A 20,176-nucleotide genomic window follows, 5' to 3' on the forward strand; every position below is an offset into this window, starting at 1 on the left:
AGCTGTCAAAGCACCCGGTGCCGGGTCACGGCCGACAACTCGATCGCGGCGGCGTGCAGGCGGTCGATGTCGAGCTGTTCGCGGATCTCGGACAGCATCTGCCATTCGCCTTCGCCCAGCCGCCCGTCCGCCGCCGCGACGTCGCAGGCAAGCGCATAGGCCGTGTCGAACAGACGTTCCGGCACCGCCTTGCGGATCAGTCCGAACAGGGTGTCCAGCCCGTCCTCGTCCTCGAACAGCGAGAACACGGTCTGGGCCACGGCGCGGACCCGTCCGGCGTCGTAGGTTCCGAAGATGGGCGTGTGGTTCACCATCCTGTCGATCGCCAGCAGCTCCGACGTCCGCATCGCCTCGTCCGAGACGGAGACCGCGACCATGACCGCGACCAGCGCGTCGCAAGCGGAAAAAGAGGGCAGATCGATTGGCATGCGGCAGGGGTCCGGGTGTTGTTGACGTGGCGGTCGGGCGCCGATACGGCACTCTGCGAACGAACGGAGAAACGCCGATGACTACCCTGCGCGATGCCGCGATGAATTCCAAGGCCTGGCCCTTCGAAGAAGCGCGCCGGGTGCTGAAACGTTACGCGGGCAAGGACCCGGCCAAGGGCTACGTCCTGTTCGAGACCGGCTACGGCCCCTCGGGCCTGCCGCACCTGGGCACCTTTGGGGAGGTCGCGCGGACCACGATGATCCGTCGCGCTTTCGAGCTTATCAGCGATATCCCTACGCGGCTGTTCTGTTTTTCCGACGATCTGGACGGCATGCGGAAGGTGCCCGACAACGTCCCGCAGCCCGAGTTGCTGCGCGAGAACCTGCAAAAGCCGCTGACGAGCGTGCCCGACCCGTTCGGCGAATGTCCGAGCTTCGGCGATCACAACAACGCCATGCTGCGCCGCTTTCTCGACACCTTCGGGTTCGAGTACGAGTTCATCAGCGCCACCGACTTCTACCGCTCGGGCCGGTTCGACGAGACGCTGCTGCGCGCCGCCGAACGCTACGATGCGATCATGGAGATCATGCTCGCGTCCTTGCGCGAGGAACGCCAGCAGACCTATTCCTGCTTCCTGCCGATCCACCCGGAAACCGGGCGGGTGCTGTATGTTCCGATCAAGCACGTCGATGCGGCCAAGGGCGAGATCACCTTCGACGACGAGACGGGGCGCGAATGGACGCTGCCGGTCACCGGCGGCAACGTGAAGCTGCAGTGGAAGCCCGATTTCGGCGCCCGCTGGGCCGCGCTCGACGTCGATTTCGAGATGTACGGCAAGGACCATTCGACGAACACGCCGATCTATGACGGGATCTGCGCGGCGCTCGGCGGGCGGCCGCCGGAGCATTTCACCTATGAGCTGTTCCTGGACGAGCAGGGGCAGAAGATCAGCAAATCAAAGGGCAACGGGCTTTCCATCGACGAATGGCTGACCTATGCGGCCACCGAAAGCCTGTCCTACTTCATGTATCAGAAGCCCAAGACGGCCAAGCGGATGCATTTCGACGTGATCCCGAAAGCGGTGGACGAATACCATCAGCAGCTTCGCGCCTTCGGTGGCCAGACGCCGGACCAGCAGCTGAACAACCCGGTCTGGCACATCCACGGCGGCGACGTGCCCGCGTCGAACATGGTGGTGCCGTTCCAGATGCTGCTGAACCTCGCCTCGGTCGCAGGTGCGAAGGACAAGGCCGGGCTGTGGGGGTTCATCCGCCGCTACGCGCCCGATGCGAGCCCGGAAACGCACCCTGACCTTGATGACGCGGCGGGGTTCGCACTGAAATATTACAACGACTTCGTGGCACCTTCTCGACGGTTTCGAGCGCCGACCGACAAGGAACGCGCGGCGTTGCAGGACCTCGCCGGCCGCCTTGCCGCGTGGGACCAGCCGGCCGACGCCGAGGCGCTGCAGACGATGGTCTTCGCGGTCGGGACCGAACACGGGTTCGAGCCGCTGCGCGACTGGTTCCAGGCGCTCTACCAGGTCCTGCTGGGCGCCGATCAGGGGCCGCGCTTCGGCGGCTTCATCGCGCTTTACGGCGTCGATGAAACCCGCGCGCTGATCGGGCGCGCCCTGGCGGGCGAGCTTGCCGCCTGATGGCAGACGACCGCCTGCCGCAGCCTGCCGTGATCCTCGTCCGTCCGCAGATGGGCGAGAACATCGGCGCGGCCGCGCGCGCGATGCTGAACTTTGCCCTGACCGACCTGCGGCTTGTGGCGCCGCGCGACGGCTGGCCGAACCCGCGCGCGGTCGCAATGGCGTCGGGCGCGGCGGGGCAGGTGCTGGACCGCGCCCGCGTCTTTCCGACGCTGGCCGAGGCGATGGCCGATGTCGATTTCGCCTTTGCCACCACGGCGCGGGGGCGCGAGCTGACCAAGCCCGTCCACACGCCCGCAACCGCCATGGCCGAGGCGCGCGGCATGTCCGCCGCCGGGCGTCGCGTCGCGCTGATCTTCGGGCCCGAACGCGCGGGGCTTGAGAACGACGACGTGGCGCGCGCGAACGCCATCGTGACCGTGCCGGTGAACCCGGACTTCCCGTCCCTGAACCTCGCCCAAGCCGTGCTGCTTCTGGGCTACGAATGGGGCCGCGAGGCGCTGCCCGCCCAGCCCGCCCCGCGCTTGCGCGTCCCCCACGGCGAGACGCCCGCCACCCGGCTTGAGATCGAGAGGCTCGCCGACCACTGGGAAGACGGGCTGACGCGGGCGCGGTTCTTCTTTCCCGCCGACAAGGCGCCGGCGATGCGGCTGACGGTCCGCAACCTGTGGTCGCGCATGGGTCTGACGCGCGGCGACGTGCAGATCTTTCACGGGATGCTGCGCCAGCTGACCTGGACCGGCCCCGGCAAGCCGCGCCAGGACGCGGGCGCGCAGGACCCCGCTGCGCAAGATTGACGTTTGCGGACGCCGGGGTCACAGTCGCGCCGCATCAGCAGGAATGACGACATGGCCAAGCGCCCCATCTTCGAGGAGGTGTCGCAAGCGACGCCTGCCCAGACCGTGCCCGCGGGCAATCTGATCGACGCGGGCGCGCGGGGCGGCCCGAACATGGCCCGGGGCGCGATCCGGGCGTGGCTCGTCGTCCTGTTCGTCATGGTCGTGGCGATGATCGCGCTTGGCGGCGCGACGCGGCTGACCGGATCGGGGCTGTCGATCACAGAATGGAAGCCGGTCACCGGCGCGCTGCCGCCGTCGTCGGCCGCCGCCTGGGACGCGGAGTTCGCCAAGTACCAGCAGATCCCCCAGTTCAGGATCGAGAACCCGGACATGGACGTGGCCGGGTTCAAGCGCATCTACTGGTGGGAATGGTCGCACCGGCTGCTTGGGCGGCTGGTCGGGCTGGTCTGGGCGCTCGGCCTCGGGTTTTTCTGGCTGACGGGTCGGGTCGGGCCGGGCTGGACCTCGCGGCTGCTGACGCTGGGGCTGCTGGGCGGGCTGCAGGGCGCGGTCGGCTGGTGGATGGTCAGTTCGGGCCTTGGCGCGGGCATGGTCTCGGTCGCCTCGTACCGGCTGGCGGTGCATCTGGGCCTGGCCTTCGCGATCCTGGGGCTGATCGCGTGGTACGTGTTCCAGCTGGCGCGGCCTTCGGGGCAGATCCTGCGCGCGCGCCGCGCGGGCGAGCCCAAGCTGTTTTCCATGACCACGGGCCTCATGCACCTCGCCTTCGTGCAGATCCTGCTCGGGGCGCTGGTCGCGGGCATCGACGCGGGGCGGCAGTACACCGGCTGGCCCACGATGGGCGGCGAATGGATCCCGTCCGCGATCTGGGACCCCGTGCTCGGCTGGCGCAACTTCTTCGAGAACGCGGCCACGGTGCAGTTCACCCACCGGATCGTGGGCTACCTGCTCGCGATCTTCGCGGTCGTCGTCTGGGCGCGCTCGCGCCGGTCGCCGCACCCGGTCACGCGCGGCGCCTATACCGTCATGATCGCCGCCGTCGCGCTGCAGGTGGCGCTGGGGATCGCGAACGTCCTGCACGGCGCGCCCCTGCCCGAGGCGCTGGCCCACCAGCTTGGCGCGGTCGCGCTGTTCGTGCTGGTGATCCGCGCCCGCCACCACGCCCGCTACCCGTATGAAACCAGCGTCAGGGGGACGATCCGATGACCAGCCACGGCAGCCTCGCCACCCTTATGGAGTTTCAGCGCACGACCGAGGCGCTGGCCGCCGTCGCGCAGCGGCTCGACTGGGATCGCGAGACGATGATGCCGCGCGGCGCGGCCGAACAGCGGTCCGAGGAAATCGCCGCGATGGAGGAGATGCTGCACGCCCGCCGCACCGATCCGCGCGTGGGCGAGTGGCTGGACGCGGCGCGCCCGGAAACCGAGGCCGAGCTGCGGATGGTCGAGCTGATCGACCGCGACTTCCGCCGCAAAAGCGCGGTGCCGGCGCGGCTTGCGACCGAACTGGCGCGGCTCACCTCGCTTTCGCAGGGGATCTGGGCCGAGGCGCGGGCGGCCGACGCGCCCGAGGATTTCCTGCCGACGCTGGACGAGGTGCTGAGCCTGAAGCGGGAAGAGGCCGACGCCTATGTCTCGGCCGGGTTCGGCCGCGGCGACCGTTACGACGCGCTGCTGGACGATTACGAACCCGACACCTCGGCCGCGGCGATCGGGCGGCTGTTCGACAGCATGCGCCCGCGTCTCGTCGCGCTGCGCGATGCGGTAATGGGCGCGGACCGGCAGCCGCAGAAGCTCGACGGGCTGTTTCCGCAGGAAACGCAGCTGCGGCTCAGCCGCGCCTGCGCGACGGCCTTCGGCTATGACTGGAACTTCGGGCGGCTGGACATCGCCGTCCACCCGTTCAGCTCGGGCAGCTGGCAGGACAGCCGGATCACCACCCGCGTGGTCGAGGCGGACCCCTTCAACTGCATCTATTCCACCATTCACGAGGTCGGCCATTCCAGCTACGAGCTGGGGATCGACCCGGACTACGCCTTCACGCCCCTGGGGCGCGGCGTGTCGATGGGCGTCCACGAAAGCCAAAGCCGGATCTACGAGAACCAGCTTGGCCGCGGCCGCGCCTTTGCCGGCTGGCTGCACGGCCGCATGGACGACATGTTCGGCGGCCTGTCCGCGCGCGACGCGGATGCGTTCTACGGCGCCGTGAACCGGGTGGCGCCGGGTTACATCAGGACCGAATCCGACGAGGTGCAGTACAACCTGCACGTCATGCTGCGCTTCGAGCTTGAGCGTGAGCTGGTGTCGGGCAAGCTGGCCGTGGGCGACCTTGTCGAGGCGTGGAACAGCCGCTTCCTGCGCGACTTCGGCTTTGCCGTGGACCGTCCCGCGAACGGCGTCCTACAGGATGTCCACTGGTCGGTGGGGCTGTTCGGCTATTTCCCGACCTACGCGCTTGGCAACGTCTATGCGGGCTGCCTGAACGCGGCGCTCCGCGACGCCGTGCCCGATGTGGACCCCGCGCTGGCGCAGGGCGACGCGACCCCGGCGGTCGAATGGCTGCGCGAGAACCTGCAACGCCACGGCAGCCTGCATCGGCCCGTGGACCTGATCGAGCGCGCGAGCGGCGCCCCGGTCAGCGTCGAGCCGCTGCTCGATTATCTGGACGCGAAGTTCGGGGAAATCTACGCGCTGTAAGGGGCGGGTTTCAGGCCAGGAGCGCGGTCAGGATGCGCCCCGCCTCGTCCCGGCAGGGCGTCAGCGGCGAACGATCCTCGCCCGGGTAGAAGCGGGCGCGGGTCGCCGTGGCCATCGGGGCCGGCCTGTCGATGGTGACGCGCGGCCCGATCCGCGCGGCTTCCCGTTGCCAGCTTTGCGCCAGCGCGACCTGCGCGGCCTTGGTCGCCCCATAGACGCCGAAGAACTTTTCGCCCGCGCGCGGATCGTCGAAGAAGACGGCCTGCCCGCCCCGCGCGCGCAGCAGCGGCTCGACCAGCTGGATCAGCCCGTGGGTGGCCGCCACGTTCGTCTCGATCGAGCGCGCCATTTCCTTGGGGTCGGTCTGGGCGGCGGGGGACAGGGGTGCGGCATGGACCGCGCAATGCGCCCACAGGTCGATCCCGCCCCAGCGGCGCTGCACCGCCTGCGTCATCTGGATCATCGCGGCGGCGTTCGTCACGTCCATGGGGGCGAGCGTCGCCGAGCCGCCGCCCGCGCGGATGCGGTCATCAAGTTCTTCGAGCGCGCCGGTGGTCCGCGCGACGGCGATCACGTGCCAGCCCCGCGCGCCGAGCGCCTCGGCCAGCGCCGCGCCCAGACCGCGCGATGCGCCCGTGACCAGGGCCACGTTCGGGTTCGTTGGTTCAATTTGCGGTTCGATTTGCGGGTCGATGTCCATGCCGGGTCAGGTGCCACCGCCGCGCGGGTGCCGCAAGGGGAAATCGGTTAGTCGAATGGCAAAGCTTCTTGCCGCGGGCTGATCGCCGTGATACATAGCCCTATGGCTAAGCTTGACCGCACCTTCCACGCCCTCGCAGACCCGACCCGTCGCGCCGTCCTCACGCGGCTGACGGAAGGGCCCGGCAGCGTGGGCGACCTGGCGCGGCCCTTCGCCATGGCGCTGCCCACCTTCCTCGCGCATCTGCGCGTGCTCGAGGAAGGCGGCCTGATCCGCACCGAAAAGCGGGGCAGGGTGCGCGTCTGTGAACTTGCCGAGGGCGCGTTCGCCCCGGTGTCCGAATGGCTCGACGCGCAGCGCCGCGATTGGGAAGCGCGCACCGACCGCCTGGCCGCCTTCGTCGAAGCGCGGGCGGATCCCGAAACCGAAACCGCCGACAAGGACAGCAATCCATGAAAAGCACGACCCGGGTCGAGGGCAACGACCTCGTCATCACCCGCCGCATCGCGGCCGCGCCAGAACGGATCTGGGACGCGCTCACCGACGCCCAGCAGCTCAGGCAGTGGTTCGCGCCGCGGCCGTGGCGGATCACCAGCGCGGTGGTCGAGCCGCATCCCGGCGGCCGCTTCGACATCGAGATGCGCGGCCCCGAGGATCAGCCCGAGGACTGCGCATCCGACAGTTCGGCGGGCGGCTGCGTGATCGTGGCCGAGGCGCCGCGCCGGATCGCCTGGACCGACGCCATGTCGGGCGGCTACCGCCCCAACGCCACGCCATTCATGACGGCGATCATCACGCTCAATCCGGCAGAGGGCGGCGGCACCACCTATACCGCCCGCGTCCTCCACCGCACGCCCGAGGACCGGCAGAAGCACGAGGACATGGGGTTCGCCGAAGGCTGGGGCACCTGTATCGAGCAGCTGGCCGAGCTGGTGGAATGACGAAGGGGGCCGCGAGGCCCCCTTTTCCAGCGTTCGGACAGCCGGCGCTCAGCGCTTCGACTTCTCGACGTAGTCGCGGCGGTCGGCGCCCACGTACAGCTGGCGCGGGCGGCCGATCTTGCCCTGCGGGTCGGCGATCATCTCCTTCCACTGCGAGATCCAGCCGACGGTGCGCGACAGGGCGAAGATCGGGGTGAACATCGAGGTCGGGAAGCCCATCGCGGACAGGATGATGCCGGAATAGAAATCGACGTTCGGGTACAGCTTCTTCTCGACGAAGTAGTCGTCCTCGAGCGCGATCCGCTCCAGTTCCTTGGCGACCTTCAGCGTCTCGTTCTTCTCGATCCCGAGGATGCCGAGAACCTCGTCCGCGGTTTCCTTCATGACCTTCGCGCGCGGGTCGAAGTTCTTGTAGACGCGGTGGCCGAAGCCCATCAGGCGGAACGGATCGTCCTTGTCCTTGGCCTTGCCGATGTATTCCGGGATCCGGTCGACCGAGCCGATTTCCTGCAGCATCTCGAGCGCCGCCTGGTTCGCGCCGCCATGCGCCGGCCCCCAAAGACAGGCGATCCCCGCCGCGATGCAGGCGAACGGGTTCGCGCCCGACGAGCCGGCAAGCCGCACGGTCGAGGTCGAGGCGTTCTGTTCGTGGTCGGCGTGCAGCGTGAAGATCAGGTCCATCGCCCGGGCGAGCGCCGGGTCCACCTTGTATTTCTCGGCCGGGACCGAGAAGCACATGTTGAGGAAGTTCGATGCGTAGTCGAGTTCGTTGTCGGGATAGTTGAAGGGCTGGCCGACCGAGTACTTGTAGGCCATCGCCGCGATCGTCGGCAGCTTGGCGATCAGGCGGATCGACGCGATCTCGCGCTGCATCGGGTCGTTGATGTCGGTCGAGTCGGGATAGAACGCCGACATCGCGCCGACCACGCCGACCATCGTCGCCATCGGGTGCGCGTCGCGGCGGAAGCCGCTGAAGAACTTGTGCATCTGCTCGTGCACCATCGTGTGACGGGTCACGCGGGTGTCGAAGTCGGCCATCTGCGCCGCGTCCGGCAGCTCGCCGTAAAGCAGCAGGTAGCACACTTCGAGATAGGACGACTTCGCCGCCAGCTGCTCGATCGGGTAGCCGCGATACCACAGCTCGCCCTTGTCGCCGTCGATATAGGTGATGGTGGAATCGCAGGCCGCGGTCGAGGTGAAGCCCGGGTCGAAGGTAAAGACGTCGCCCTGCGCGTAGAGCTTGCGGATGTCGAGGCAGTCGGGCCCCTTGGTGGGAGTGAGGATCGGCAGGTCGATGTCCTTGCCGCCGAGGTTCAGGGTTGCAGTCTTGTCGGCCATGAAGAAAGTCCTCTTGCCTCGGCCCGAAGGCCAGGTTGGTCCATGTATCAGCCCGTGACATCCGCTAGCCGGGCGAGCGTCTCGTCCCGGCCGAGTGCGGTCATCATGTCAAAAACGCTGGGGGTCGCCGTCCGTCCGGCAAGCGCCGCGCGCAGGGGCGCCGCGATCTTGCCCAGTCCAACCCCGTTCGCCTCGGCAACGGCGGCTGCGGCAGCCTCCAGATCGTCTCGCGTCCAGTTAACATTCTGCATTGCAGCGGTCAATTCGACGAGAATGGAACGTGAGGGCGGATCGAGCGCGCGGGCCGCCTTGTCGTCCGCCTGGATCGGGCGGTCGGTCATCGCAAAACGAGCCTGTTCAATAAGTTGCGGCAGGGTCTTTGCCTTTTCCCTGAGCGCGGGCAGGGCGGGCGTCAACCGGCTGGTCTGCACCGGCGTCAGGGCTGGCTGCCCGGTCTCATTCAGGAATGCCGCCAGCTCGTTCAGCAGCGCAGCATCGTCCATCGCGCCGATGTGGTGGCCCGACACATGCTCCAGCTTCTTGAAGTCGAGCCGCGCCGGCGCGCGCCCGATCCCGGGCAGGTCGAACCATTCGGCCGCCTGCGCGTCGTCGAACAGTTCGTCGTCGCCGTGGCTCCACCCCAGTCTGGCCAGATAGTTCCGCATCGCCGCCGCCGGGTAGCCCGCGGCCGCGTATTCGTGCAGCCCCACCGCGCCGTGCCGCTTGGACAGCTTCTTGCCGTCGGTCCCGTGGATCAGGGGAATGTGGGCAAAGACCGGGCGCGGCCAGCCCATCGCGTCGAACACCTGCGCCTGCCGCGCGGCGTTGGTCAGGTGGTCGTCGCCCCGGATCACGTGCGTGACGCCCATGTCGTGGTCGTCCACCACCACCGCCAGCATGTAGGTCGGCGTCCCGTCCGAGCGCAGCAGCACCATGTCGTCGAGCTGGTCGTTGCGGAACGTCACGTCGCCCTGCACCGCGTCCTCGATCACCGTCTGGCCGTCGCGCGGGGCGCGCAGGCGGATCGCGAAGGGCGCGTCGGGCCGGGTCGCGGGGTCCGCGTCGCGCCACGGGCTTGCAAAGGTCTGGTTCGGGTGCGCCGCGCGCCACGCCTCGATCTCGGCGGGCGTGGTGTAGCACGGATAGGCGCTGCCATTCGCCATCATCTCGCGCGCGACCTCGGCGTGGCGGGGGGCGCGCGCGAACTGGCTGACGGGCTCGCCGTCCCAGTCGAGGCCGAGCCACGACAGGCCTTTCAGGATCGCCTCGGTCGCCTCGGGCGTGGAACGCGCGCGGTCGGTATCCTCGATCCGCAGCAGGAACCTGCCGCCCCTCGCGCGGGCGTAAAGCCAGTTGAACAGCGCGGTGCGCGCGCCGCCGATGTGCAGATAGCCGGTCGGCGAGGGCGCAAAGCGCGTGACGACCTGCGCGCCGCCTTGGGTGCCTTGGGGCGTTGCGGACTGGCTGGGGGTCATGGCGGATCCGGGTTTGGGCTGGGGGCGGCGGTTAACGCTTTGGTAAGGCGCGGTCCGCTAGGGTCGGCGCAGTGATACGGGGCCACCCGCGAAAGGACAAGGTTGTGACCGCGATCGACGCAGCAGGGCCGGGGCGCCCGGACACCGCCGACCGCGCCCTGCGCGCCGTGACCCGGCTGCGCGACCGCGCGCGTCCCGAACGCCCCGACACGGTTGCGCGCGCGGGCCTGTTCCTGTGGACACCGGTCTGCCTGGCCTTCGGCATCGGCGGCTGGTTTTCGCTGCGGGCCGAGCCGGAGCCTGCGTTCTATCTGGCGCTGGCCGCGGTCGGGCTGCTTGCGGCGCTGGTCGGCTTGCGCGCGGCGGCCTGGGCGGAAACGGGGCGGCTGCCCGGCGCGGTCGCGGGGTGGGCGCGGATCGCGGGCTTTGCCGTGGCGCTGACGGCGGCGGGCGCCGGCCTTGCGGGGTTGCGCGCGCACCGGGCCGACACCCAGGTGCTGGGCTATCGCTATTACGGCGCGATCGAGGGGCGGGTGGTCGGGATCGACCGGTCCGGCCGCGACCGGATGCGGCTGACGCTGGACCGGGTCGTGCTGCCCGGCATCGCGACGGCGCGGACGCCCGGAAAGGTGCGCCTGTCGCTGACGGAACCCGGACTGCTGCCCGACCAGCTGCCTGATCCGGGGCAGGTGGTGATGACGACCGGCCATCTCGGGCCCTCGCCGGGACCGGCCGAGCCGGGCGGCTTCGACTTTCGCCTGGGCGCATGGTTCGACGGGCTGGGGGCGGTCGGCTATACCCGGAACCCGATCCTGACGGTCGAGCCGGTGCCCGAGGGGGCGATGGCGATGCAGCGCCTGCGCCAGCGGGCGGCGGCGGGCATCGCCGACGGGATCGGCGGGCAGGAAGGCGCGGTCGCCGCCGCGCTGATGACCGGCGACCGCTCGCGCATCGCCGAGGCGACGAACGAGCTGATGCGGGCCTCGAACCTTTACCACATCGTGTCGATCTCGGGCCTGCACATGGCGATGCTCGCGGGGTTCGTCTATGCCGCGCTGCGCCTTGCGCTGGTCGGCGCGCAAGGGGCGGGGCTGCTATCTGCGGGCGTCGCCTGGCACAAGGTCGCGGCGCTGGCCGCGCTGCTGGCGGCGACCGCCTATCTGTGGATGTCGGGGGGTGGGGTCGCGACCGAGCGCGCCTTCGTCATGGTCGCGGCGATGCTGGGGGCGATCCTGGCCGACCGGCGGGCGATCTCGCTGCGGACCGTGGCGCTGGCGGGGACGCTGATCCTCGCCATGAACCCGCAGGCTCTGCTGTCGCCGGGGTTCCAGATGAGCTTTGCCGCCACCGTCGCGCTGATCCTTACGGCGGGGCCGTGGGCGCGCGTGTCGCTGCGCTTGCCGTGGTATGTGCGCCCGGTGGCGATGCTGGTGATCTCGTCCCTCGTGGCGGGGCTGGCGACAAGCCCCATCGCGGCCGCGCATTTCAGCCGCGCGGCGCAATACGGTCTGGCCGCGAACCTGCTGGTCGTGCCCATTGTGGGCGCGCTGGTGATGCCCGCCGGCGCCTTTGCCGCGCTGCTGGCGCCGCTGGGCCTTGCCGCGCCCGCGCTGTGGGTGATGGGGATCGGCACCCGCTGGATGCTTGCCGTGGCCGAGTGGATCGCCGGGCTGGACGGGGCCGTCTATGCCGTCGCAGCACCCCCGCCCGCGACGCTGCCCCTGCTGTGCGGGGGCACGCTGATCGCCGCGCTGGCGCTGCGTCGCAAGGCGGGCCGGATCGCGCGCGGGGTCGGCGCGGCGGCGATCCTTGCCGCCGTCGCCGGTGTGGTCCTGTGGCTGCGGGTCGAACGCCGGGCGATCCTGATCGCGCCCGAAGGCGCGGCCGTCGGCATCCTCGGGCCCGAGGGGCGGGCGCTTTCAAAACCCGCGAACGCCTTCATCGCCGACAGCTGGATTGAGGCCGACGGCGACATCGCCACGGCCGAGGAGGCCGCCGCCCGCCCAGGCTGGAGCGGCCCGCGCGGCGTGCGGCAGGCGACGGTGGCGGGGGAAGGGATGGCGGGGGTGAAGATCGTTCACCTGACCGGCAAGGCGGGTCGCGCCGCCTGGCCCGCTGCCTGCACGGCGGACGCGGTGGTGATCGCCGATTTCGACACCGACGAGGTCGTGAAGGACCGGTCGTCCGGTCCCCGGGACGCAGACAGCCCCGGTAAGGCGGACGGCAAGCCGGACCGCGCGGGGGCTGATGCCGAACGGCCGGACCCGACCGCAGGAAACATCCCACGCCAACCCTGCACCGTTTTCGACCTTCGCCGCCTGCGTCGCACCGGCTCGGTCGCTGGGCGGTTCACAGCGGACGGGCTCCACTGGACGACGGCGGCGGACGTGGCCGGTGACCGGCGGTGGGCACGGGACTGAGCCGAAGCGAAAAGCCCCGTCGTCCACGGGGACGACGGGGCTTCGTTTGCGGCCGTGTTGGTCCAGCGACCGGGGTGGTCAGCGGACCTCGGCGAACACCTTCGTCAGCGCGCCGTCGAGCTTATCCAGCATCTCGTCCATCTGCGCGTCGGTCAGGATGAACGGCGGGCACAGCACGATCGACTGACCCAGCGGACGGCAGATCAGCCCCATGTCGGTGCAGGTGTTGGCGATCCGCTCGCTGATCGACAGGCTGCCCGGGAACGGCTCCTTCGTCTCGACGTTCCGCACCGCCTCCAAGGCCCACATGTAGCCGACGCCGCGCAGCTCGCCGATGTTCTCGTGACGCTGCATGATCTGGCGCAAGCCCGCTTCCAGCCGCGGGGCGCCGCGGACGACGTTCTCGGCCAGCCCCTCGTTCATCACCACGTCGATCGCCTTGAGCGCGATGGCGCAGCCGACCGGGTGGCCCGAGGCGGTGAAGCCGTGCGGGAACTCCTCGATCGGCGCGATCGCCGCGTCCAGCCGGTCGCCGAGCGCCGGCCCCAGGATCACCGCGCCCATCGGGAAGAATCCGGCGGTCAGGTTCTTCGAGCTGATGATCGCGTCGGGCACGAAGTCGTAGGTCTGGCAGCCCCAGGTGTTGCCGGTCCGGCCGAAGCCGGTGATGACCTCGTCCGCGATCAGCGGGATGTCGTGACGTTTCAGGATCGGCGCGATCGCCTGGAAGTAGCCGTTGACCGGCGGGATCACCCCGCCCGCGCCCTGCACTGGCTCGGCGAAGAAGCCCGCGATCGTGTCCGCGCCCTCGTCGGCGATCACCGTTTCCAGCTCGCGGGCGAGGCGCTGGACGAACTCCGCCTCGCTTTCGCCGGGGTTGCCCTCGCGCCAGTAATGGGGGCAGGTCAGGTGGATGAAGCCGTCCATCGGCAGGCCGAACACCTCGTTGTAGGGCTTTCCGGTCATCGACGCGCTGACTGCCGTCACGCCGTGATAGGCGTTCCAGCGGGTCAGGATCTTGCGGCGTTCGGGCTTGCCCTCGGCGCGGTGCATGAACCACAGCATCTTGACCATGGTGTCGTTCGCCTCGGATCCCGAGTTGGTGTAGAACACCTTGCCGCGCTCGAAGGGCGACACCTCGACGAGCTTTTCGGACAGCATCACGGTCTGGTCCGACATCCGGCCGAAAAAGGCGTGATAGCCGGGGAAGCGGTCGTACTGCGCCTTCGCCGCCTCGATCAGGCCGGGGTGGTCGAAGCCCGCGACCATGTTCCACAGGCCCGAGTTCGAATCGAGCCACTTGCGCCCTTCGGTGTCAAAGACATACGGCCCCTCGCCGTGGGTCAGCACGACGGTGCCGCGGCGTTCAACGCTGGGCAGGTCGGTGAAGCCGTACATCGAGTATTGGTGCGCCCGGGCGGACCAGCTCCTGTCGTCCATGATCGTGATCTCCTGATCGATTTGGCGCGCAGGCTATCCGGGCGGCGGGCGGGGTTCAACGAGGGGCAGGGGGGTGAGCCGATCCGCCTCGCCGAACGCGCGCGCTCACGTGACCTCGCACGGCGTGATCCCGTCGAGCAGCCACGCCCTCAGGCGCGAGCCCGGCGCATTGAGGTCCGATAGGCGCGTGTGTCAGCCCGACACGAGGTGGCTCGCCACCGAGTACAGGTAGTCGCCCCGGCGGCGATCCGTCGCTGCGGACGCAAGCGTGATGGGCGAGCACGAGTCCCCGTCCCTGAAATCGACGAGGATCGGGAAGCCGTGGAAGATGCTTTCTTCGTCGTCGTCCAGCCGCCACGTGCCGCGGCCCGCGGTCTTGCGGATCGTTTCGCCGATGTAGGCACCGGCGTTGTTGATCATGCCGGCCATGTCGGCGCGGGCGGCGGCGATGTCGGGGTAACGGTCGAGCAGCCATGCCTCGAGCGGCTTGAGGGAGTCCAGGCTGTAGTCCAGCGTCACCTCCGCCGGAACGGCGGCGCGGAGTTCGTCAAGGTAGACGTAGATCGAGGCATGCCAGGTTTCGAAGTGATCCTGCCGCTGTTCGGGGGTCATGAGCAAGTCCTTCATCGCCTTGATCCTAGCGCACTGTGGCTTTGATGCCGGCGGCTTTCAAGGCGTCCAGCAAGGGCTGCGACGCGGTCCCGTCCACCACCCACTCGACGTCCCAACCGCGCTTGACCAGCTCGGAGTCACGCTGCAGCTCCCAGTTGTTTTCCTGACTGAGGTACTGGTACCCGGACTTGTGCTCGATGCCGCGCTGGGCCGCGTTGTCGCCGATATCAAAGCGACGATTGTAGCTCTGGCCATCCGGCATGTTTACGCGGGTCGTTGACTCGCGTGTTCCCCACCCGCGTTCAGCTTGCAGCGCGTCCGCCGCCTTGTGGGCATCGGTTGCGCGGGTCATGTTGCCTTCGTAGGTCTTGGACCAGCGCTCGTAATTCCAGTTGCCGCCGCTGGCAGAATACTCCGACCAGGCGTTGCCCTTGTGGGCGAGCGAGCCCGCCGGCCCTTCCGCAGCCGCGCCCGGCAGGCGGCCGAGCGTCGCGCGCATCTCCAGCAGCTTTTGCTGGGCGTCCGCAGGCAGCTTGTCGAACATGCCCTTGGGGGCATGGTCGATCGCGTCCGCGATCTTCTTGAGGTGCGGCCCCGCGGCCTTGGCGAAATCGTTGTTCTTTAACGCCAGCTCGACCGCGTTCGACGCCGTTTCGGCCCATTTGCCGAGCTTGCCCAGCTTCGCCGCGTCGCCGACATAGGGGACGACACCGGCCAACGACAGACCCGCGCCCATCCAGTCGCCGCGGCCCAGCGAGATCAGCGTGTTCGCCCCGTCGGCGACCGGGGTCGGCTCGAAAATCCCCACGACGTCGAGCGCGACCTGGGTAACATCCAGCATCATTTCGCGGCTGTCGACGTGCTTGCCCGCCTGGTGCTTGCCCGCTTGCACGGGTTCGGGCGCAGGCCTGTAGGGGTGGTGAGACAGGTTCCGGGCTTGCGGCGTGATGGGAGGCAGCATCGGCAACACCAATGATGTGAAATTGCACACAGTCTGGTTCAGCATGCCGCTTCTGCGTAGCGGAAATATGGCAGTCGGTCCGCATGCGCGGAGCCTTGCCGATACTCGGCGATCAAAGGCGGCGTCCTGCCGAAGATCGCCGTTGCCCCCGTCGCTTCCAAACCCGCCCGTCTTCCTGTATGACCCCGCAATTCCCGGGGACATCGCGATGACCGAACAGACGCCGAAGCGGCTTTTCATCAAGACCTATGGCTGCCAGATGAACGTCTATGACAGCCAGCGGATGGCCGAGGCGATGGGCGCCGAAGGGTATGTGGAAACCGACCGTCCCGACGACGCGGACATGGTGCTGCTGAACACCTGCCACATCCGGGAAAAGGCGGCGGAAAAGCTGTATTCGGACCTGGGCCGGCTGAAACCGTTGAAAGCCGGTCGGCCGGACCTCAAGATCGGGGTCGCGGGCTGCGTGGCGCAGGCCGAGGGCGACGAGATCATCCGGCGGATGCCGATCGTCGATCTGGTCGTGGGCCCCCAGGCCTATCACCGCCTGCCGGCGATGGCGCGGGGGGACGCGCCGGCGGTGGACACCGACTTTCCGGCCGAGGACAAGTTCGACCACCTGCCCGCGCGCACGATGAACCGCGCGACCCGCCGCGCGCCTGCGGCCTTTCTGACCGTGCAGGAAGGCTGCGACAAGTTCTGCGCCTTCTGCGTCGTTCCCTATACGCGCGGGGCCGAGGTCAGCCGTCCGGCGGCCCGCATCCTCGCCGAGGCGCGCGATCTGGTCGCCCGCGGCGTGCGTGAGATCACCCTGCTGGGCCAGAACGTCAACGGCTGGCACGGCGAGGGGTTGGATGGGGCCGAGACGGGGTTCGGCGACCTGCCGGGGCTGGACCGCATCCGCTACACCACCAGCCACCCCAACGACATGGGCGACGATCTGATCGCCGCCCACCGCGACGTGCCGCAGCTGATGCCCTATCTGCATCTGCCGGTGCAGTCGGGGTCGGACCGGATCCTCAAGGCGATGAACCGCAAGCACACGGCCGATCACTACCTGCGGCTGATCGACCGCATCCGCGCGGCGCGCCCCGACATCCTGCTGACCAGCGACTTCATCGTGGGCTTTCCGGGCGAGACGGACGCCGATCACGCGGCGACCCTGCGGCTGGTCGAGGCGGTGGGGTTCGGCACCGCCTTCAGCTTTCGCTATTCGCCGCGCCCCGGCACGCCGGCGGCGGGCCGCGAGCCGGTCGAGGGCGCGGTCGCAGACGCCCGCCTGCAGGAACTGCAGGCGCTGCTGACGCGCCAGCAGCGCGCGGTGCAGGACGCGATGGTGGGGCGCACCGTGGGTGTGCTGTTCGAAAAGGCGGGCCGGCTTCCGGGCCAGATGGTCGGCAAGTCGGATTATCTGCACCCGGTCTTCGTGGATGCGCCCGACGCGCAGGTAGGCGACCTCGTGCCCGTGCGGATCAAGGCAAGCTCCACCAACTCGCTGGCGGGCGAACTGGTCTGACGGCGGGGTGCCCGCGCGTCCCCGACCGCCCCTTGACCCGCCCGTTCCGCCGCACTGGACAAGCGACCGCCCCGCCGCGATAACGCCGACGCGGCGCGGCTTGTCCCTCGCCACCTGACCCTGCCCATGGATTCCCGCGCCGAATGCTGATCGTGACGACGAATGCCATCCCCGCCGCAAGCGATGCGGCCGCGATGGAGGGATGGGCCGAGCCCCGCGTGCTGGTCGTCCTGCCCGCCTCGGGCTGGACCGAGGCCGAGCTGACCGCGATCCAGTCCCGCGCCACCGTGATCGAATATCTTCAGCCCCGCGCGACCTTTTCGGCGCTGATGGGCGACGTTCAGGACATGATGCGCCAGACCGTCCGGCCGGTGACGGGGCCGCTTCTGTTCCTCGACACGCCGCCGGTGGGCGACCTGTCGATCGCCGCGCAGGCGCAGGCGGCCGCGGGGGCGCCCCATGGCATCACCGCCGACGTGGGCGGCGACGGCCGGATGAAACGGCTTTTGCTGGGCGAGATGGTGGCGACAAGCCCGCTTTTGCCGCAGCTTCTGGACCACCTCGCCCGGCGCGAGGTGGATGACACGCGCTTTGCCCAGGCGCTTCGCACCCCCTTCCTGCAGGCCCCCGCATGAGCAAGCTCGACGAGATCTGGACCACCTACGCCGGCCCCGCGGGCCTGCTTGAGGGGCGGCCCGACTTCCGGCTGGACCCGGTGTTCTACGGCCCCGGCATGTCCAAGGTGGAACGGCTGCAATATTCGCCGCAGCGCCATTACGAAAAAACGGGCCGCGCCGAGGGCCGTCCGGGCAACACCTTTCGCGGCATGGGCAACGTGCGCCCGCCCGCCATCGACAACGCGCTGGCGAGCCTCGTCACCGACCCCGACCTGACCGAGGCGATCGCGGCCGGCGACCCCGAGGCGCTGGAACTCGCGTTCGAGCTGATCCGGCTGGGCGATCCGATCGACGCCCGGGTGTCGGACTTTTCCGGCCGCGCCTATCTGCGGGCGCATCCCGACCTGATGCAGGCGCAGGTGCAGCCACTGGAACACTACCTCGTCTATGGCTACGCCGAGGGGCGCACGACTTTGGGCGCGCTGCGCAAGAAGCGGACCCGCGGCGCGCGGCCGTTCCGCCCCGACCGCCCGACCTGCCTGATCTGCATCCACGAGATGTCGCGCACCGGCGCCCCCGTCGTCGGCCGCGACATGGCCCGCGAGGCGGCCGAGGATCACAACGTCATCGTCATGTCGCTGCGCGGCGGAGAGTTGCTGGACCAGTTCGTCGAGAACGCCTGCGAGGTCGTGATCACGGAAAATCCGCTGCAGGACATGACCTACTTCTCGGACCCGATCTTCTCGCGGATCGCGTTCGCGGTGACGAACTCGGTCGAGACGTGGCCGATGCTGCCCTATCTGGTAGCGCACGGGATCCCGTTCGCGTCCTACATCCACGAATATTCGGAATATTATTCGCTCTTCAACGCGATCTATCACGCGCCGCTGTTCGCCGACCTGATCGTCTATTCCTCGGACACCGTGCGCGACGGCTGGCGCGGGCGGCTGGCCGACATCGACTTCGACGTGGAACGCGATTCGGTCGTGGTGCCGCAGCGGGGGCTGGCGGTCGGCGGCGTGGACGCGGCGACCCGCAGCATCGCCCGCGCGCGCCTGTCCGAGATGCTGGGCCGCGACCTGACCGACGCGCGCATCGTCTGCGGGGCAGGGCACCTGCAATGGCGCAAGGGCACCGACATCTTCGCGATGACCGCGCAGATCTGCCGCGACCGCGACCCCGATACGGTGTTCGTCTGGATCGGCGACGGGCTCGACGCGCAGGACATGCTGTTCGGGGTCTGGATGACCGCCCATCTCAACCGCATCGGCGCGGGCGAGAAGGGGTCGAACCTGTTCCTGCTGCCCGCCGGGCCGGCCTACAACGACGTGCTGGCCGCGTCCGACGCGATGTTCCTGTCGTCGCGGCTGGACCCGCTGCCCAACGTCGTCTTCGACGCGCTCGACAAGGGCTGCCGGATCGTCCAGTTCGACGGCGGCTCGGGCTTCTGCGACCCCGTCTATCGCGCGTCGGAGCAGTTCACGACTGTCGAATACGCAAACCCGCTGGAGGCGGCCGAGGCGATCCTGGCGCTGCCCGCCAAGGAACCGGCCGAAGGGGCGGGCCCGCGCCCGCCCACGCCGCTTCTGACCCGTATCCGCGACCTTCTGTTCGCGCGCCTCACCTCGCAGCGCCGGTTTGTCCATGGCGCGTCCGAGTTCGACATTCCCGTTCTCTACACCACGCACCGCGACGACGCCGCTCTACGTGTGCGCGAGCGCGAGAAGATGATGCGCTACGGCCGCCGCCGGATGTGGCGCGACCTGGCCGACGTGCAGCAGGCCGTGGACGGGTCCGACAACTGGATGCACAAGGGGATGCGGCTGCTGCCCTTTGCCGCCGCCGAACCGCGCGGCGTGCCGCCGTTCGCGATGCACATCCACGCCTACTATACCGACGAACTCGCCAGCGACCTGCGCGAACACTGCGCCTATGGCCTTGCCCGCCGGATCGTGGTGACCACCGACACCGAACGCAAGCGCGACGATATCCAGGCGATCTTCGCCGCCGCCGGCCGGTCGGTCGAGGTGCGGCTGGCGCCGAACCGCGGCCGCGACATCCTGCCGTTCATGGACCTGTTCCGCGACGGCGGCGCCGGGTTCGACGACGAGATCTGGTGCCACCTGCACCAGAAGAAGTCGATCGGCGTGACCGTGGGCGGCGACGTGTGGCGCAACTTCCTCAAGCGCATCCTCTTGGGCGACGAGACAAAGCTGTCGAACGCGCTGTCGCAGATCGCCCAGCCCCGGGTGGGTCTGGTCGCGCCGATGGACCCCTATTACGTGTCGTGGAACGCGACCCGGCAACTGGTCCACCGCATGGCCGACCGCCTGCCGGGCCCGGTGCCGCAGACACCGCTGCTGTTCCCGGTGGGCAACATGTTCTGGACCCGCCGCCAGGTCGTGGAACGGATGAACGCCTTTTTCGGACCCGGCTATCCGTGGCCCAACGAGCCGGTGGGGATCGACGGGTCCGAATACCACCTGATCGAGCGTCTGTGGCCCGCGATGGCGGTTCAGGAAGGGCTCGATTCCGTGTTCGTCCACAAGCTGGACGAGCAGAGGAGGTAGCGGC

17 protein-coding genes are annotated in these 20,176 nt (G+C 69.1%); 10 read left to right on the forward strand and 7 right to left on the reverse strand.

Annotated features, from left to right (window positions below; all coding sequences use genetic code 11):
* Positions 1 to 5: 5 nt before the first annotated feature.
* Positions 6 to 428, reverse strand: a complete 423-nt coding sequence (locus tag FNF32_RS03820; protein ID WP_131674089.1) for a tellurite resistance TerB family protein — start codon at positions 426 to 428, stop codon at positions 6 to 8.
* Positions 429 to 505: 77 nt separating this feature from the next.
* Here FNF32_RS03820 and FNF32_RS03825 point away from each other — a divergent pair, with 77 nt between their 5' ends.
* From FNF32_RS03825 to FNF32_RS03840, 4 genes are read left to right on the forward strand one after another with little or no spacing between them, the layout of a single operon-like run.
* A complete protein-coding gene (locus FNF32_RS03825) occupies positions 506 to 2,086 on the forward strand; it encodes a lysine--tRNA ligase (protein ID WP_131674090.1) in 1,581 nt (526 codons plus the stop codon).
* Complete coding sequence (locus tag FNF32_RS03830; RefSeq protein ID WP_131674091.1) at positions 2,086 to 2,883, forward strand: RNA methyltransferase; 798 nt, start codon at positions 2,086 to 2,088, stop codon at positions 2,881 to 2,883. The genes FNF32_RS03825 and FNF32_RS03830 overlap by 1 nt, the downstream gene beginning before the upstream one ends.
* A gap of 51 nt (positions 2,884 to 2,934) precedes the next feature.
* Positions 2,935 to 4,092, forward strand: coding sequence for a heme A synthase (gene ctaA, locus FNF32_RS03835; protein WP_131674092.1), 1,158 nt, complete (start codon positions 2,935 to 2,937; stop codon positions 4,090 to 4,092).
* Positions 4,089 to 5,582, forward strand: coding sequence for a carboxypeptidase M32 (locus FNF32_RS03840; RefSeq protein ID WP_131674093.1), 1,494 nt, complete (start codon positions 4,089 to 4,091; stop codon positions 5,580 to 5,582). The genes ctaA and FNF32_RS03840 overlap by 4 nt, the downstream gene beginning before the upstream one ends.
* A 10-nt stretch (positions 5,583 to 5,592) precedes the next feature.
* Here FNF32_RS03840 and FNF32_RS03845 read toward each other — a convergent pair whose 3' ends face one another.
* Positions 5,593 to 6,282 carry an SDR family NAD(P)-dependent oxidoreductase gene (locus tag FNF32_RS03845; protein ID WP_131674094.1) on the reverse strand — a complete coding sequence of 230 codons (690 nt, stop codon included), beginning with the start codon at positions 6,280 to 6,282 and terminating at the stop codon, positions 5,593 to 5,595.
* Between the two features lie 102 nt (positions 6,283 to 6,384).
* Between FNF32_RS03845 and FNF32_RS03850 the strand changes: the two genes are divergently transcribed.
* Positions 6,385 to 6,738 (forward strand): ArsR/SmtB family transcription factor, encoded by a 354-nt coding sequence (locus FNF32_RS03850; protein ID WP_131674095.1) that lies wholly within the window; start codon positions 6,385 to 6,387, stop codon positions 6,736 to 6,738.
* The gene (locus FNF32_RS03855; protein ID WP_131674096.1) at positions 6,735 to 7,223 is read left to right on the forward strand and encodes an SRPBCC family protein; all 489 of its coding nucleotides are present in this window, start codon (positions 6,735 to 6,737) and stop codon (positions 7,221 to 7,223) included. Before FNF32_RS03850 ends, FNF32_RS03855 begins: the two co-directional genes overlap by 4 nt.
* 48 nt (positions 7,224 to 7,271) lie before the next feature.
* Here FNF32_RS03855 and FNF32_RS03860 read toward each other — a convergent pair whose 3' ends face one another.
* Both FNF32_RS03860 and gltX read right to left on the reverse strand, forming a co-directional pair.
* Positions 7,272 to 8,561 (reverse strand): citrate synthase, encoded by a 1,290-nt coding sequence (locus FNF32_RS03860; protein ID WP_131674097.1) that lies wholly within the window; start codon positions 8,559 to 8,561, stop codon positions 7,272 to 7,274.
* Positions 8,562 to 8,608: 47 nt separating this feature from the next.
* Positions 8,609 to 10,036: a glutamate--tRNA ligase gene (gene gltX, locus FNF32_RS03865; protein ID WP_131674098.1), complete on the reverse strand. Its 1,428-nt coding sequence runs from the start codon at positions 10,034 to 10,036 to the stop codon at positions 8,609 to 8,611.
* A 104-nt stretch (positions 10,037 to 10,140) separates the two neighbouring features.
* Between gltX and FNF32_RS03870 the strand changes: the two genes are divergently transcribed.
* On the forward strand, positions 10,141 to 12,456 hold the full coding sequence (locus FNF32_RS03870) for a ComEC/Rec2 family competence protein (protein ID WP_185961836.1): 2,316 nt from the start codon (positions 10,141 to 10,143) through the stop codon (positions 12,454 to 12,456).
* 78 nt (positions 12,457 to 12,534) lie between these two features.
* On the opposite strand, the gene FNF32_RS03875 is transcribed toward FNF32_RS03870, so the two are convergent.
* The 3 genes from FNF32_RS03875 to FNF32_RS03885 all read right to left on the reverse strand — a co-directional run bounded on the left by FNF32_RS03875 (position 12,535) and on the right by FNF32_RS03885 (position 15,514).
* Positions 12,535 to 13,899 (reverse strand): aminotransferase, encoded by a 1,365-nt coding sequence (locus FNF32_RS03875; protein WP_425467885.1) that lies wholly within the window; start codon positions 13,897 to 13,899, stop codon positions 12,535 to 12,537.
* Between the two features lie 189 nt (positions 13,900 to 14,088).
* The gene (locus FNF32_RS03880; protein ID WP_143796483.1) at positions 14,089 to 14,508 is read right to left on the reverse strand and encodes a hypothetical protein; all 420 of its coding nucleotides are present in this window, start codon (positions 14,506 to 14,508) and stop codon (positions 14,089 to 14,091) included.
* Between the two features lie 25 nt (positions 14,509 to 14,533).
* Positions 14,534 to 15,514, reverse strand: a complete 981-nt coding sequence (locus FNF32_RS03885) for a hypothetical protein (protein ID WP_131674102.1) — start codon at positions 15,512 to 15,514, stop codon at positions 14,534 to 14,536.
* A gap of 163 nt (positions 15,515 to 15,677) precedes the next feature.
* Here FNF32_RS03885 and miaB point away from each other — a divergent pair, with 163 nt between their 5' ends.
* The 3 genes from miaB (at position 15,678) to FNF32_RS03900 (ending at position 20,172) form a co-directional block, all read left to right on the forward strand.
* Positions 15,678 to 16,985 (forward strand): tRNA (N6-isopentenyl adenosine(37)-C2)-methylthiotransferase MiaB, encoded by a 1,308-nt coding sequence (gene miaB, locus FNF32_RS03890; RefSeq protein ID WP_143796484.1) that lies wholly within the window; start codon positions 15,678 to 15,680, stop codon positions 16,983 to 16,985.
* A 143-nt stretch (positions 16,986 to 17,128) separates the two neighbouring features.
* Entirely contained in the window at positions 17,129 to 17,620 is a 492-nt protein-coding gene (locus tag FNF32_RS03895; RefSeq protein WP_143796485.1) for a hypothetical protein, read from the forward strand.
* Positions 17,617 to 20,172, forward strand: a complete 2,556-nt coding sequence (locus tag FNF32_RS03900; protein WP_131674105.1) for a rhamnan synthesis F family protein — start codon at positions 17,617 to 17,619, stop codon at positions 20,170 to 20,172. The genes FNF32_RS03895 and FNF32_RS03900 overlap by 4 nt, the downstream gene beginning before the upstream one ends.
* The last annotated feature ends 4 nt before the right edge of the window (positions 20,173 to 20,176 follow it).

The organism is Paracoccus marinus (assembly GCF_007018965.1).
GTDB classification, from domain to species: domain Bacteria; phylum Pseudomonadota; class Alphaproteobacteria; order Rhodobacterales; family Rhodobacteraceae; genus Paracoccus; species Paracoccus marinus.

Excerpts from the sequence above, each read along its gene's own strand:
- FNF32_RS03820 (WP_131674089.1), bottom strand. The coding sequence starts at position 428 with ATGCCAATCGATCTGCCCTCTTTTTCCGCTTGCGACGCGCTGGTCGCG.
- FNF32_RS03825 (WP_131674090.1), top strand. The coding sequence starts at position 506 with ATGACTACCCTGCGCGATGCCGCGATGAATTCCAAGGCCTGGCCCTTC.
- FNF32_RS03830 (WP_131674091.1), top strand. The coding sequence starts at position 2,086 with ATGGCAGACGACCGCCTGCCGCAGCCTGCCGTGATCCTCGTCCGTCCG.
- ctaA (WP_131674092.1), top strand. The coding sequence starts at position 2,935 with ATGGCCAAGCGCCCCATCTTCGAGGAGGTGTCGCAAGCGACGCCTGCC.
- FNF32_RS03840 (WP_131674093.1), top strand. The coding sequence starts at position 4,089 with ATGACCAGCCACGGCAGCCTCGCCACCCTTATGGAGTTTCAGCGCACG.
- FNF32_RS03845 (WP_131674094.1), bottom strand. The coding sequence starts at position 6,282 with ATGGACATCGACCCGCAAATCGAACCGCAAATTGAACCAACGAACCCG.
- FNF32_RS03850 (WP_131674095.1), top strand. The coding sequence starts at position 6,385 with ATGGCTAAGCTTGACCGCACCTTCCACGCCCTCGCAGACCCGACCCGT.
- FNF32_RS03855 (WP_131674096.1), top strand. The coding sequence starts at position 6,735 with ATGAAAAGCACGACCCGGGTCGAGGGCAACGACCTCGTCATCACCCGC.
- FNF32_RS03860 (WP_131674097.1), bottom strand. The coding sequence starts at position 8,561 with ATGGCCGACAAGACTGCAACCCTGAACCTCGGCGGCAAGGACATCGAC.
- gltX (WP_131674098.1), bottom strand. The coding sequence starts at position 10,036 with ATGACCCCCAGCCAGTCCGCAACGCCCCAAGGCACCCAAGGCGGCGCG.
- FNF32_RS03880 (WP_143796483.1), bottom strand. The coding sequence starts at position 14,508 with ATGACCCCCGAACAGCGGCAGGATCACTTCGAAACCTGGCATGCCTCG.
- FNF32_RS03885 (WP_131674102.1), bottom strand. The coding sequence starts at position 15,514 with ATGCTGAACCAGACTGTGTGCAATTTCACATCATTGGTGTTGCCGATG.
- miaB (WP_143796484.1), top strand. The coding sequence starts at position 15,678 with ATGACCGAACAGACGCCGAAGCGGCTTTTCATCAAGACCTATGGCTGC.
- FNF32_RS03895 (WP_143796485.1), top strand. The coding sequence starts at position 17,129 with ATGCTGATCGTGACGACGAATGCCATCCCCGCCGCAAGCGATGCGGCC.
- FNF32_RS03900 (WP_131674105.1), top strand. The coding sequence starts at position 17,617 with ATGAGCAAGCTCGACGAGATCTGGACCACCTACGCCGGCCCCGCGGGC.